The sequence below is a fragment of the Subtercola sp. YIM 133946 genome, assembly GCF_036553535.1.
In the GTDB taxonomy this organism is placed as follows: domain Bacteria; phylum Actinomycetota; class Actinomycetes; order Actinomycetales; family Microbacteriaceae; genus Subtercola.
The window spans coordinates 1-13,047 of record NZ_JAZHPE010000033.1; the positions used below are offsets into that span (position 1 = coordinate 1).

Genomic DNA, 13,047 nt, shown 5'->3' on the forward strand with positions numbered 1-13,047 from the left:
CAGGTGAGCAGGTCGACCGCGGCGAGCGACAGAGCGGCGATGAGTGCCCAGGAGGCCAGCCCCACGATGAGCGCGCGCCACCCGGTGCGGGCGAGCTTCGCGAACCGGATGTTCGAGCCGAGCGCGAACAGCGCCATGGCGAGCAGCGCGGTCTGCAGGGTATCGGCGATCGACAGCAGCTCGCCGGGCAGCGGCACGAACGTGCGCAGCACCACAGCCGCGAGGAAGCCCGCGATGAACAGCGGAACGATCGGCGGCCGCTTCGGCCGCACCACGGGCACGGCCCCGGGGTCGAGAGCGAGTGCGGCGCGGTCGGCGCGCGTGTCGCGGCCGCGTTCGACCAGCCCCACGATCGCCACCATCGGCGCCAGCGTGAGCACCCGCGTCAGCTTCACGACCACCGCGACGGCGAGCGCTGTCGGCCCGGCGATCTGCGCGGTCGCGACCACCTGGCCCACGTCGTGCACGCTGAGGCCCACCCAGAGCCCGAACTGGTCGACGTCGAGCCCGAGCGGAAAGCGCAGCACGGGCAAGATGAAGATGGCCAGCGTTCCGCACAGCGTCACCAGCGCGATCGGGGTCGCCTGGTCTTCGTCGCGGCTGCGCGTCACGGCGCTCATCGCGCCGACCGCCGAGGCGCCGCAGATCGAGAAGCCGGCCGCGATCAGAATGGGCTGGGTGCCCGGCAGGCGCAGCAGCTTTCCGAGGCCGAGGGTGGCCGCGAAGGTGATGCCCACGATCAGCACGATGACGACGATGGTCGCCCAGCCGAGCCCTGCGATGTCGAAGAGCGAGAGCTTGAGGCCGAGCAGCACGATGCCGATGCGCAGCAGCCGGCGCGCGGCGACGGCGATACCCGGCTTCAGCACCGAGTCGAGCAGCCGCTGCGTGGCCGGAATCTGGCCGACCACCATGCCGAGCCCGACCGCCGCCGTGAGCAGGGGGATGCCCGGCAGCACCAGGTGCAGGCCGAAGGCCGCCAGCGCGGCGAGCCCCGCGACGGCCACGCCGGGCAGCCACCGTGGCACGCGCGGGCCGCGCGTCGCGCCGTGCGCTGCCCCACCGTACGCCGCGCCGCCGTCTGCGCCACCCGCGCCGCCGCCAGCGCCGTCGGCTACCGCCACGAAGGCAGCCAGTAGTGCAGCGTGAGCAGCCAGCCGGGGATCGGCTGCGCGGTCCACACCGGGTAGAAGAACACGGTCACGAGCGAGGCGAGCACCAGGTACGCCGCCACGACCCAGAGGGCGCGGGTGCGTTTTCGCCGGGCATCCGTTCGCCTGCCGAGTGCCATGCCGATCACGAAGGTCAACCCGAGAATCATGTAGGGCTCGAACGCGATCGTGTAGAACTGGAAGATCGTGCGGTTGATGTACAGCAGCCACGGCAGGTAGCCCGCCACCATGCCCATCAGAATGAGCCCGACCTGCCATTCGCGCTTACGGATCAGTCGGTAGACGAGGTAGAAGACCGCGGCCGTCGCCGCCCACCAGATGGCCGCGTTGCCCACCGAGGTGATGTTCGCGTAGCAGGTGTCGGCGCCGCAGCCGCCCGTGCCGCCGGTGGTCGTGCCGACGTACATCTGCGTCGGCCTGATCATGAAGAGCCAGGTCAGCGGATTCGCAGCATACGGGTGCGGATCGTGCTCGTTGACGTTGAAGTTGTAGACCGACACCTCGAAGTGCCAGAAGTTCTGCCACACCAGGGGCACCCAGGCGAGCGCACCCGTCCACGGTTTGCCGTCGGTCTCGGCCCAGTTGCGGTAGTAGCCGCCCGAGGTGGTGAACCAGCCGATCCAGGTGACGAGGTAGCTGGCGAGGTAGAGCGGCACGGTCAGGAGGAAGACCGCAGGCCCCTGCTTCAAGATCGACGCGCTGATGTAGAACGGAATGCCCGCCCGTCGCCGCGCCAGCAGGTCGACCAGCACGGTGTAGAGGGCGAAGGCGACCAGAAAGTACAGCCCCGACCACTTGACGGCGCTCGCGAGTCCGAAGGCGACGGCCGCCGCCATCAGCCAGGGCCGCCACCACATGGTCGGGCCCCAGGTCGGTTCGCGGCCCTCCGCCTCGCGCCGGGCCACCCAGTCGGCGAGCCGCCGCAGGTGCCATTCCCGGTCGAGCAGAATCGCTCCGAACCCGAGCAGCAGAAAGAGCATCAGGATGCCGTCGAGAATGCCCACCCGCGACATCACGATGGCGTGCCCGTCGATCGCGAACAAGAAGCCCGCGATGGTGCCGAGCAGGGTCGACTTGAACAGCTTCGTGCCGATCATCGCGATCAGCAGAACGGCGAGAATGCCGCAGATCGCCACCGACAGCCGCCAGCCGAAGCTGTTGCCGGCGCCGCCCGCTGCCGCCTCGCCGAGGGCGATGATCCATTTTCCGAGGGGCGGATGCACGACATACGACCCGGCGCTGGTGAACTGGTTCACGTCGCCGGCGTTGAACGCCGCGTCTGCGCCCGAGGGCCAGCTGCCCTCGTAGCCGAGGTGCAGTAGCGACCAGGCGTCTTTCACGTAGAAGGTCTCGTCGAAGACGAGGCTGTGCGGGTTGCCGAGGTTGTAGAGCCTCAGGATGGCCGCCAGGATCGTCACGGCGATCGGGCCGCCCCACCGCCACAGCCGCTGGCGCGCCGGGCTGTAGAGGGTGCGCGCCCACCAGGCGTCGATCCTCGACCCGAGCGTCTCGCCGCTGTGCTCGGCGTCGGCGAGGTCGCGTTCGCTCGGTGGGCCCGTCCAGGGCAGCGTGTCGACGCCGCGGGCGCCGGGCTTCGGCGGCGCCTCGAGCACGGTGCCGGTCACGGCGGTGCCGGTTGGTGCGGCGATAGTTGGTGCGCTGCCGGTCGTTGGAGCGCTGGTCGCTGCGGCGCCAGGTGCTGGGCTGCCCGCCGCCGAGGGCCCGCCGGAGGAGTCGCTGTCTGGCGCCGGCACGGGCGGTTCTGAGTCGGTCGCTGGGCTCACCCGCCCCATGCTATCCAAAGCAGGCTGAATGCCCTGTTGGGCTCGGGCTTCCTGTGCAAACTCTCGACCGCTGCCGGGCTGTGTCCGCTGACGTGGGTGCCCGCGCGTTGGCGCGACGAATCGGCGGTGCTCAGCGAATCCTCGCCGCATATGGGCTCGGTGTCGCTGAACGCCGCCGATTCGCGCGCCGCGCTGGCGGCATCGGGCAGACTGGGGCCATGATCATCCTCGCCGCCACCCCCATCGGCAACCTGAAGGATGCGTCGGCGCGACTGATCGAGACCCTCGAGGCCGCCGAAGTGGTCGCCGCAGAAGACACCCGCGTCACCGCCAAGCTGCTGCGAGCCCTCGGCGTCGCGAACCGTCCGCGCCTCATCGCGCTGCACGACCACAATGAGCGCGAGAAGGCCGCCGAACTCGTCGAGCTCGCCCGCGGCACCGACCTCGTGGTGCTCAGCGACGCCGGAATGCCCACCGTCTCAGATCCGGGCTACCACCTCGTGCAGGCCGCGGTCGCGGCAGGAGTGGTCGTCACGATCATCCCGGGCCCCTCTGCTGTGGTGTCAGCGCTCGCCGTCTCGGGGCTGCCCACCGACCGCTTCACCTTCGAAGGGTTTCTGCCGCGCAAGCAGGGCGAACGGCGTGCCGCCTTGGCCGAGCTGGCGCGCGAACGTCGCACGATGGTCTTCTTCGAGTCGCCGAACCGCCTCGCCGCCTCGCTCGCCGACATCGCCGCCACGCTCGGCGACGACCGGCTCGTCGCGGTCTGCCGCGAGCTCACCAAGCTCTACGAAGAGGTGAAGCGCGGGGGAGCGGCCTCGCTCGTCGCCTGGGCCGAGGCGGGCGTGAAGGGCGAGATCGTGCTCGTCGTCGCCGGCGCAGAACCCCTCGAGGTCACCCTCGAGACCGGCCTAGCCCAGGTTCTCGAGCTCGTCGCCGACGGCTCCCGCCTGAAAGACGCCACCGCCGCCATAGCCGAGGCCACCGGCCTCAGCCGCCGCGCCCTCTACGAGTCGGCCCTCCAACGCCGCCCGCCCCGCCCCGCGCCCTGACCCTCCTGGAGGATGTACTGGTCACGCATGGGCCAGCGGTGACCTGCGGCCTGTCACGAGTCACAATCCTGATGGGTGAACCGACAGCCATTCAGTGTGTTCTGATCGCAGAACGTCTCTCAGGTGCGCTGTCGGCGCGATCACGTCGGCGCCCCCAGCGTACGGAGCATAGAGCCACGCCAGCGACGGCACCGTCAGGATGCAGCTCCCTGCTTCGCCCTCGTCGTCTGCGATGCTCCTGAGAAGTGGGTCGATCTCTGCCCGGTCGACCGCACGGCTGACGCGAATGTAGGACTCGAGCACGTCATCATCGTCGGGCGCCAGCGTCTTCCATAGCCAGGAACCCGGCAGGGCCTTCTTCGTCCAACCGTGGAACAAGTCTGACTTGGGGTAGTCCTGAGCGATGACGATGACCGGCCACGAGGTTCCGGTCGCAGCCATCAGCTCGTCGATCACCCTGTGGTGACGCGCGAACAGTTCGCGCCATTCACTGCCCGTCTCCGCGTACCGCTTCGAGAGAGGCAGGCTGTGGAAACGAACCCACCGTGCTGCCAGATCGTTGCGGAGGTGATGTCGCACCGGTCGGGCAGAGCCCCACCGCGCCGCCCAAAGAGCCGACAACTGATCGGATCGAGACAAACTGACCATAACTCAGTATAGCGACGCATCGAACCGGGCCCCACCTCACCTGAAGTGCACAGACGGCGTAACAGGGCGCCCGGCGGGGGCGCGCGGCTTTAGGATGATCGGTATGTCTGACGGCTCCTCGTTCTATATCACCACGCCTATTTTCTACGTCAATGACGTGCCGCACATCGGCCACGCCTACACCGAGGTGGCGGCCGACGTTCTCGCGCGCTGGCACCGTCAGGCCGGTGACCCCACCTGGTTTCTGACCGGCACCGACGAGCACGGCCAGAAGATCCTGCGCACGGCCACCGCGAACGGCGTGACGCCCAAGGAGTGGGCCGACCGCCTCGTCGAGACGGCGTGGCAGCCGCTGCTTGCGACCATCGACATCTCGAACGACGACTTCATCAGAACGACGGATGAGCGCCACGAGGTCAACGTGCAGCTGTTCCTCCAGCGGCTCTTCGACGCCGGGTACATCTACACCGGCGAGTACGAGGGCTTCTACTGTGTGGGCTGTGAGGAGTACAAGCAGCCGAGCGACCTCGTCGACGGCACCGGGCTCTACGAGGGCCAGCAGGTCTGCGCCATCCACTCCAAGCCCGTCGAACTGCTGCAGGAGCGCAACTACTTCTTTCGCATGAGCGACTTCACCCAGCCGCTGCTCGACCTGTACGAGGCGAACCCGAACTTCGTGCAGCCTGAGAGCGTGCGCAACGAGATCGTGAGCTTCGTCAGGCAGGGCCTCACCGATCTCTCCATCTCGCGCCAGACCTTCGACTGGGGCGTGAAGGTGCCGTGGGACGACACGCACGTCGTCTACGTGTGGTTCGACGCGCTGCTGAACTACATCACCGCGGCCGGCTACGGCTACGACGACGAGAAGTTCGAGCGGCTCTGGCCCGCCACGCACATCGTCGGCAAAGACATCGCCCGCTTCCACGCCGTCATCTGGCCGGCGATGCTCATGGCCGCCGGGCTCGAGGTGCCCACGCAGGTGTTCGGCCACGGCTGGCTGCTCGTCGGCGGCGAGAAGATGTCGAAGTCGAAGCTGACGGGTATCGCGCCGAACCAGATCACCGACACCTTCGGTTCGGATGCCTTCCGGTACTACTTCATGAGCGCCATCAACTTCGGCCAAGACGGCTCGTTCAGCTGGGAAGACCTGTCGGCCCGCTACCAGGCCGAGCTCGCCAACGGCTTCGGCAACCTCGCCTCGCGCGTCATCGCCCTGGTGAACCGGTACTTCGACGGCGAGATCCCGAACCCCGGAGTGTCTGAGGGCGCCGACGAGCGCGTTCGCACGGTCGAGCGTCGCGTGGTCGCCGAGGCAGACGAGGCCATCTCGCGCCTCGCCATCCACGAGGCCCTGTCGACGATCTGGCAGCTGGTCGACGAACTGAACGGCTACATCACAGCGCAGGAGCCCTGGGCCCTTGCCAAGAAGCCAGAGATGCTCGACCGCCTGCAGACGGTGCTGTTCACGGCCATCCGCGGCCTCGGCACCCTCGCCGTGCTGCTCTCGCCGATCATCCCTGAGGCGGCGACCAAGCTCTGGACCACGCTCGGGGGCGTCGGCGACATCACCGACGTTCCGCTGCGCACCGCCTACCACTGGGAGACCGACGGGAAGGTGTGGCCGCTCGAGCCGCTCTTCCCGCGCGTCGAGACGATCGACGGCTCCGACGGCACGGCTGCGGCCGCGGCCTCGGCTGCCCCGAATGGCCCGAAGGGTCCGAAGGCTCCGGCAGGCGGCGGGGCGAAGCGCGGCCCCGAGTCGATCGACGCAGCCACGAAGGCGCCGGCCGTTCATCCGGTCGGCACCGACGCGTCGTGACGAGGGTGGGCGGCCGGCACGCTCTAGGCTCGAAACATGAGTGAAGGTTCGCCGTACATCCGCCAGCGCGACCCGTCGCCGGGCCGCGACCTCAGCTACCCGCCACTGCCGCAGGCGCTCGTCGTTCCGGTCTACGACAACCACACTCACCTCGAAATTGCAGACGGCGACGACCCCCTGACCTACCGCGAACACCTCGACCGCGCCTCGAGTGTCGGCGTGCGCGGAGTGGTGCAGGTCGGTGGCGACGTCGAGACCTCGCGCTGGTCGGCCGAGCAGGCCCTGCGCGAGCCACGGATGCTCGCCGCCGTCGCCCTGCACCCCAACGAGGCTCCCGTGTACGCCGAGAAGGGCGAACTCGACGACGCCCTCGCGGTGATCGCCGAACTCGCCACCCGGCCGCGGGTGGCCGCGATCGGTGAGACCGGGCTCGACTTCTTCCGAACATCCGGCGACGAGGCCCTTGCCGCGCAATACCGGTCGTTCGAGGCGCACATCGAGATCGCCAAAGAGAACGACCTCGCCATGCAGATTCACGACCGTGACGCCCACGCCGAGGTCATCGCCACCCTGAAGCGGGTCGGCGCCCCCGAGCGCACGGTCTTCCACTGCTTCTCGGGCGACGTCGAGCTGGCCGAGATCTGCGCCGAGAACGGCTGGTACATGTCATTCGCGGGCAACGTCACGTTCAAGAATGCCGGCAATCTGCGCGAAGCCCTCGAGGTCGCCCCACGCAACCTGCTGCTCGTCGAGACCGACGCGCCGTTCCTCACACCCGTGCCGCACCGCGGCCGCCCGAACGCGCCCTACCTCATTCCGTACACGCTGCGGGCGATGGCCGACCACCTCGGCACCGACGTCTCGATGCTCGCCGCCCAGATCTCCTCCAACACCGAGCTGGTCTACGGTTCGTGGAACGCCGAACCCGTCGTTGTTCCCGACTGGAACGACTGATGCCCCCTGCCCCGCCAGCCCACCCCGCCGGCTCGCCCTCGGTCGGCCCCGAGAAGAGCCAGCTGCTCGGCCCCGCCGAGGTGCGCGACCTCGCCGAACTGCTGAACCTCACCCCCACAAAGAAGCTCGGCCAGAACTTCGTCATCGACGGCAACTCGGTGCGCCGCATCGTGCGTATCGCCGGTGTGCAGCCCGGGGAGACGGTGGTCGAGATCGGCCCCGGCCTCGGGTCGCTCACCCTCGGCATCCTCGAGACCGGTGCCGAGGTCATCGCCATCGAGATCGACAAGCGCCTCGCCGAGCAGTTGCCGCACACGGTCGGTCTGCTGCAACCGGATGCCCGGCTCACGGTCATCCGCGACGATGCGTTGCGCATCATGTCGTTGCCCGGCGCTCCCACCCGCCTGGTGGCGAACCTGCCGTACAACGTCTCGGTTCCCGTTCTGCTGCACTTCCTCGAGCACTTCTGGAGCATCCTCTCGGGTGTGGTCATGGTGCAGGCCGAGGTCGGGCACCGCATCGCAGCCACGCCCGGCTCGAAGGTCTACGGCAGCCCGAGCGTCAAGGCGGCCTGGTACGGCACCTGGCGCACCGCCGGCTCGGTGAGCCGCCAGGTCTTCTGGCCCGTGCCGAACGTCGACTCGGTGCTCGTCGCATTCGAACGGTCTGCCACCAGCCTGGCCAGCGAAGAGCTGCGCATCGCCACGTTCACCCTCGTCGACGCGGCCTTCCAGCAGCGCCGCAAGATGCTGCGCCAGTCGCTGTCGAGCGTGTTCGGCGATTCGCGAACCGCCGCGGGCATCATCGAGGCCGCCGGGCTCGAACCCACGGTGCGCGGCGAGCAGCTGACCGTTCACGACTTCCTCGCCATCGCCGAAGAGGCCATGCGCGACTAGCGTGCGCTCAGCGCAGGGCGACTTGCGCGAATGGCGCACACTCAGCTGTGCACACTTAGCACAGGGCAAGCAGAGCGAAAACCCTGCCCCGGGCTGGGCTAGGTTAAATGCATGACAGTGAACACGGGTCTTCGAACGGTTCATGTCAGGGCCCCGGGCAAGATCAACGTGTTTCTGAAGGTCGGCGCCGTGATGGAAGACGGCTACCACGACGTGGCCACGGCGTACCAGGCCGTCTCGCTCTACGAGGAGGTGCGGGCGACTCCGGCCGACGACTTCTCGGTCTCGTTCTCGGGATCGATCGACACCTCCAGCCTCGCCACCGACGGCTCGAACCTCGCCATCCGGGCCGCCCGCATGGCCGCGCACAAGGCCGGCTACCGCGGGGGAGTGCACCTCGAGATCGTCAAGAACGTGCCCATCGCCGGCGGCATGGGCGGCGGGTCTGCGGATGCCGCGGCCACCCTGCTGGCCTGCGACACCCTCTGGGGCACCGAACTGGGTCGCGAAGAGCTGCTGCTGCTCGCGGCGCGGCTCGGCGCCGACGTTCCGTTCGCCTTCACCGGTGGAACGGCCATCGGCACCGGCCGCGGCGACCAGCTGAGTCCGGCGCTCGCGAAGGGCCAGTTCCAGTGGGTGCTCGCGATCGCCGACTTCGGGTCGAGCACGCCCGAGGTGTACCGCGAGCTCGACCGGCACCGCGACAGGCACGCGCAAGACATCTTTCCCGCCCAGATGCAGCCGACGGTCGACGCCGATGTTCTGCAGGCGCTGCGCGCCGGCGACCCGCACATGCTCGCCGAGTCGCTCTACAACGATCTGCAGGCGCCCGCCCTGCATCTCGCCCCGGCTCTCGGCACCGTGCTCGAGCTGGGCGAGGCCAACGGCGCCCTGGCCGGCATCGTCTCGGGGTCGGGCCCCACGGTCGCCTTCCTCGCGGCAGACCTCGACGGCGCCCTCGAACTGCAGATCGCGCTCTCGACCGCCCGCTACACCGTCGTGCGTGCCACCGGCCCCGTGCACGGCGCCCGCGTCATCTCCGACTGACCCCGCCGCGAGCATCCGCACCCCCCACCTCGCCCCCCCCGCCCCGCCCGGCCGCCCCCCGTCTGCAATCGATTCGCGGATTGAGAACAGTGGGCGGCGTAGCTACTGTGCCGAACACGTGAATGGATCGCGGCTCGGCACGCGGGGCGCCGGCCCAGCCCAGGCCAGGGCGGATGCTCGCCGTCAGTCGATGGCGAGCAGGGCGTTCACGGGGTAGCCGGGCACGGCCGCGCGACCGCCGAGGGCGGTGAGCTCGATGGCGACGCCGAGCCCGACCACGACGTACCCGGCGCGCTCGAGCAGCCGGATCGCGGCGGCCATCGTTCCGCCGGTCGCCAGCACGTCGTCGAGCACGTAGACGCGTGATCCGGGCGCCAGGGCGGCGGGTTGCAGCTCGATCGTCGCGCTGCCGTACTCGAGGTCATAGGTCTCGGCGAGCACGTCGCCGGGCAGCTTGCCGTGCTTTCGAATCGGAAAGACGCCGATTCCCCTGGCGATTGCCGCGGCCGAGGCGAACAGGAAACCCCGCGCCTCGACGCCGACCACGGCGTCGACGTCGTTCGGTATGGCGTCGAGCAGAGCATCCGTCACGGCGCGCAGTGTGGGCCCGTCGGCCATCACCGCGGTCAGGTCGCGAAACAGGATGCCCGGCTCGGGAAAATCGGGCGTCGTGGTCATTCTGGCGCTGATCAGCTCGCTGATGCTCGTGTTCGTCACCGCTTCACGGTAGTGCACGCGCGCCAGCCCCGCCGAAGCCGACGTCGATTCGACGACAGGATGCGCCCGCGACGTCAGACGCCCACGACGTCAGACGCCGACCTCAGACGACGTCGTCGCGGCGCTCGCTGCGGGTGACCTGCTGGCCGTTCGCGTCGATTCCGCTGCGCGTCGTCGACACGCTCGATCGCTTGCGCGCGATGAGCACGATGCCGAGGATGACGATCAGAACGCCGGCCGCCATCAGGATGTAGCCGACGGTCGCCAGGTCGATCCAGGCGACGGTGACGTTCACGGCGAAGGCGAGTATGGCGCCGACGGCGATCAAGAAAATGCCGAGTCCGAGACTCATCTGGTCCTGCTTCCTTCGGGTGGGGCGGGTGTGGTGTACCGTGCGACCGACCCTACTCTGCTCTCGCACCAGAGCATCGGATGACCGTGGCGGGTCTTGCTCCCGCCCTTCGCCTGCGGCATAATCGCCGGGCGCGGCGCCCCGGCGTACCGCGGGTGTGGTCAACTTGAGTAATGGCACATCTTCTGGGAGCCGAGTCTCTCCACCTCGAGTATCCGACCCGAGTCATCTTCGATCGTCTCACGCTCGGCATCGACGAGGGCGACCGCATCGGCATCGTGGGCCGAAACGGAGACGGCAAGTCGACGCTGCTCCAGCTGCTGTCGGGCAGCCTCGAGCCCGACTCCGGCCGGGTGACGCGGCGCGGCGGTGTGACCGTGGCCGTGCTCGACCAGTCCGACACGCTCGACGACAGCCTGAATGTCGGCCAGAGCATCGTGGGCGACCTCGACGAGCACGTCTGGGCGGGCGACCCGATCGTGCGCGACGTGATCGCGGGCCTCGTCTCCGACATTCCGTGGGAGGCGAACGTCGCCGACCTCTCGGGCGGCCAGCGCCGCCGGGTGGCGCTCGCGTCGCTGCTGATCGGCGACCACGACATCATCTTCCTCGACGAGCCCACCAACCACCTCGACGTCGAGGGCATCGCCTGGCTCGCCGGTCACCTCAAGCGGCGCTGGTCGCCGAACTCGGGCGGACTCGTGGTCGTGACGCACGACCGGTGGTTCCTCGACGAGATCTGCACGGCCACCTGGGAGGTGCACGACCAGGTCGTCGAGCCGTTCGAGGGCGGTTACGCCGCGTACATCCTGCAGCGCGTCGAGCGCGACACCATGGCGGCGACGATGGAGTCGAAGCGGCAGAACCTGATGAAGAAGGAGCTCGCCTGGCTGCGCCGCGGTGCACCCGCGCGCACGGCGAAGCCGAAGTTCCGCATCGAGGCGGCCAATGCCCTCATCGAGAACGAGCCGCCGGCCCGCAACTCGATCTCGCTGGCGTCGATGGCGATGCAGCGGCTCGGCAAAGACGTGGTCGACCTCGAGAACGTCTCGGTGGTCTACGACGGAGCCGCGGGGCCGCGAAAGGTGCTGCACGACATCACCTGGCGCATCGCCCCCGGCGAGCGCACGGGCATCCTCGGCGTGAACGGTGTGGGCAAGAGCACGCTGCTCAGCCTCGTGTCGGGCTCGCTGCAGCCCACCAGCGGGCGCGTCAAGCGCGGCAAGACCATCAAGGTCGCCACCCTCACGCAGCAGCTGTTCGAGCTCGAAGAGATTCAGAACGACCGGCTCAACGACGTCATCTCGAGGCAGCGCAGCACGTACATCAGCGGCGGAAAAGAGATGACCCCCAGCCAGCTGCTCGAACGTGTCGGCTTCTCGAGCGCCCAGCTCTCGACCCCCGTGAAAGACCTGTCGGGCGGCCAGAAGCGGCGGCTGCAGCTGCTGCTGATTCTGCTCAGCGAGCCGAACGTGCTGATTCTGGATGAGCCGACGAACGATCTCGACACCGACATGCTCGCCGCCATCGAAGACCTGCTCGACACCTTTCCCGGCACGCTGCTTGTCGTCTCGCACGACCGGTACCTGCTCGAGCGCGTCACCGACAACCAGTACGCGGTCATCGAGGGTGGCCTGATCCATCTGCCGCGAGGCGTCGACCAGTACCTCGAGGTGCGCGCGTTGCAGCAGCGCACCGAGCCACGCGGGTCGAGCAGTGTGGGTGCGAATCCGTCGACGGCGGGTGCGGCATCCGCAGCGGGAGGGTCAGGCGGCGCGGCACATGCGGCCGGCGCGGGCGGCGGAGCGGGCGGCACCTCGGCCGGCAGTGCCCCGACGGCCCCGAAGCTGGGCGGCGCCGAGCTGCGCTCGGCCCAGAAGGAGCTCGCCTCGGTCAACCGACGGCTCGAGAAGTACGGCGCGCAGGTGACCGAGATCCACAGCCGCATGGCCGCGCACGACCAGAGCGACTACACCGGCCTCGGCGCCCTGTCGGCCGAGCTCGACGCCACGCAGAACACGCTCAGCGACCTCGAGGTGCGCTGGCTCGAACTCTCTGAGCTGCTCGCCTGATACGGCGGGCCCGCCCCCGCCCGACAGGTCAGCCGAAGTCGCGCGAGAGCTTGCGCAGCAGGGCGGCGAGGCGGTCCTGGTCGGGCTTGCTCAGTCCTGAGAGCAGCGCGCCCTCCGAGGCGACGAGTTCGGTGATCGCGGCGTCGACGCGCTCCACGCCGTCGGCGGTCATCGTGACGAGGATGCCGCGCCCATCATGCGGGTCGGTACGCCGCTCGACGAGCCCCCGTGCCACCAGCCGGTCGATGCGGTTCGTCATCGTTCCCGACGACACCAGGGTCTCCTCGAGCAGCGCCTTCGGGCTGAGCTGGAACGGCGTTCCGGCGCGGCGCAGCGCCGACAGCACGTCGAACTCCCACGACTCGAGCCCGCTGGTCGAGAACGAGTTGCGGCGGGCGCGGTCGAGGTGCCGCGAGAGCCGCCACACCCGCGACAGTACCTGCAGCGGGGCGAAGTCGAGATCGGGCCGCTCGCGCCGCCAGGCGTCGACGATGTGGTCGACGGAGTCGGCTGGTTCGAGGTCGGGCATCTGTT

At 69.0% G+C, this 13,047-nt stretch carries 12 protein-coding genes; 6 read left to right on the forward strand and 6 right to left on the reverse strand.

Features of this window, described 5'->3' with window-relative positions:
• Window positions 1–1,028: YeiH family protein (locus tag V3W46_RS11335; protein ID WP_443069974.1), on the reverse strand; the 1,028-nt coding region annotated here is incomplete at its 3' end.
• An 86-nt stretch (window positions 1,029–1,114) separates the two neighbouring features.
• A complete protein-coding gene (locus V3W46_RS11340) occupies window positions 1,115–2,956 on the reverse strand; it encodes a dolichyl-phosphate-mannose--protein mannosyltransferase (RefSeq protein WP_331783228.1) in 1,842 nt (613 codons plus the stop codon).
• A 218-nt stretch (window positions 2,957–3,174) separates the two neighbouring features.
• On the opposite strand from V3W46_RS11340, the gene rsmI reads away from it, so the two are divergent.
• Window positions 3,175–4,008: a 16S rRNA (cytidine(1402)-2'-O)-methyltransferase gene (gene rsmI, locus V3W46_RS11345; protein WP_331783229.1), complete on the forward strand. Its 834-nt coding sequence runs from the start codon at window positions 3,175–3,177 to the stop codon at window positions 4,006–4,008.
• 60 nt (window positions 4,009–4,068) lie between these two features.
• Here the strand turns inward: rsmI and V3W46_RS11350 are convergent, their stop codons facing one another.
• Window positions 4,069–4,656, reverse strand: coding sequence for a DUF3885 domain-containing protein (locus V3W46_RS11350; protein ID WP_443069973.1), 588 nt, complete (start codon window positions 4,654–4,656; stop codon window positions 4,069–4,071).
• Between the two features lie 103 nt (window positions 4,657–4,759).
• Between V3W46_RS11350 and metG the strand changes: the two genes are divergently transcribed.
• The 4 genes from metG (at window position 4,760) to V3W46_RS11370 (ending at window position 9,372) form a co-directional block, all read left to right on the forward strand.
• Entirely contained in the window at window positions 4,760–6,475 is a 1,716-nt protein-coding gene (gene metG / locus V3W46_RS11355) for a methionine--tRNA ligase (RefSeq protein ID WP_331783231.1), read from the forward strand.
• Window positions 6,476–6,511: 36 nt separating this feature from the next.
• The gene (locus tag V3W46_RS11360) at window positions 6,512–7,429 is read left to right on the forward strand and encodes a TatD family hydrolase (protein ID WP_331783232.1); all 918 of its coding nucleotides are present in this window, start codon (window positions 6,512–6,514) and stop codon (window positions 7,427–7,429) included.
• Window positions 7,429–8,325 carry a 16S rRNA (adenine(1518)-N(6)/adenine(1519)-N(6))-dimethyltransferase RsmA gene (gene rsmA / locus V3W46_RS11365; RefSeq protein WP_331783233.1) on the forward strand — a complete coding sequence of 299 codons (897 nt, stop codon included), beginning with the start codon at window positions 7,429–7,431 and terminating at the stop codon, window positions 8,323–8,325. Before V3W46_RS11360 ends, rsmA begins: the two co-directional genes overlap by 1 nt.
• Window positions 8,326–8,436: 111 nt before the next feature.
• The gene (locus V3W46_RS11370) at window positions 8,437–9,372 is read left to right on the forward strand and encodes a 4-(cytidine 5'-diphospho)-2-C-methyl-D-erythritol kinase (protein ID WP_331783234.1); all 936 of its coding nucleotides are present in this window, start codon (window positions 8,437–8,439) and stop codon (window positions 9,370–9,372) included.
• A gap of 183 nt (window positions 9,373–9,555) precedes the next feature.
• On the opposite strand, the gene V3W46_RS11375 is transcribed toward V3W46_RS11370, so the two are convergent.
• On the reverse strand, window positions 9,556–10,089 hold the full coding sequence (locus tag V3W46_RS11375) for an adenine phosphoribosyltransferase (protein ID WP_331783235.1): 534 nt from the start codon (window positions 10,087–10,089) through the stop codon (window positions 9,556–9,558).
• A 103-nt stretch (window positions 10,090–10,192) separates the two neighbouring features.
• Entirely contained in the window at window positions 10,193–10,441 is a 249-nt protein-coding gene (locus V3W46_RS11380) for a DUF6458 family protein (protein ID WP_331783236.1), read from the reverse strand.
• Window positions 10,442–10,614: 173 nt separating this feature from the next.
• On the opposite strand from V3W46_RS11380, the gene V3W46_RS11385 reads away from it, so the two are divergent.
• Window positions 10,615–12,513 carry an ABC-F family ATP-binding cassette domain-containing protein gene (locus V3W46_RS11385; RefSeq protein WP_331783237.1) on the forward strand — a complete coding sequence of 633 codons (1,899 nt, stop codon included), beginning with the start codon at window positions 10,615–10,617 and terminating at the stop codon, window positions 12,511–12,513.
• Window positions 12,514–12,541: 28 nt separating this feature from the next.
• Here the strand turns inward: V3W46_RS11385 and V3W46_RS11390 are convergent, their stop codons facing one another.
• The gene (locus V3W46_RS11390; RefSeq protein WP_331783238.1) at window positions 12,542–13,042 is read right to left on the reverse strand and encodes a MarR family winged helix-turn-helix transcriptional regulator; all 501 of its coding nucleotides are present in this window, start codon (window positions 13,040–13,042) and stop codon (window positions 12,542–12,544) included.
• Window positions 13,043–13,047: the final 5 nt, after the last annotated feature.

What these genes read in the sequence shown, in the direction of transcription:
- rsmI (WP_331783229.1), top strand. Translation starts at nt 3,175, where the DNA reads ATGATCATCCTCGCCGCCACCCCCATCGGCAACCTGAAGGATGCGTCG.
- V3W46_RS11350 (WP_443069973.1), bottom strand. Translation starts at nt 4,656, where the DNA reads ATGGTCAGTTTGTCTCGATCCGATCAGTTGTCGGCTCTTTGGGCGGCG.
- metG (WP_331783231.1), top strand. Translation starts at nt 4,760, where the DNA reads ATGTCTGACGGCTCCTCGTTCTATATCACCACGCCTATTTTCTACGTC.
- V3W46_RS11360 (WP_331783232.1), top strand. Translation starts at nt 6,512, where the DNA reads ATGAGTGAAGGTTCGCCGTACATCCGCCAGCGCGACCCGTCGCCGGGC.
- rsmA (WP_331783233.1), top strand. Translation starts at nt 7,429, where the DNA reads ATGCCCCCTGCCCCGCCAGCCCACCCCGCCGGCTCGCCCTCGGTCGGC.
- V3W46_RS11370 (WP_331783234.1), top strand. Translation starts at nt 8,437, where the DNA reads ATGACAGTGAACACGGGTCTTCGAACGGTTCATGTCAGGGCCCCGGGC.
- V3W46_RS11380 (WP_331783236.1), bottom strand. Translation starts at nt 10,441, where the DNA reads ATGAGTCTCGGACTCGGCATTTTCTTGATCGCCGTCGGCGCCATACTC.
- V3W46_RS11385 (WP_331783237.1), top strand. Translation starts at nt 10,615, where the DNA reads ATGGCACATCTTCTGGGAGCCGAGTCTCTCCACCTCGAGTATCCGACC.
- V3W46_RS11390 (WP_331783238.1), bottom strand. Translation starts at nt 13,042, where the DNA reads ATGCCCGACCTCGAACCAGCCGACTCCGTCGACCACATCGTCGACGCC.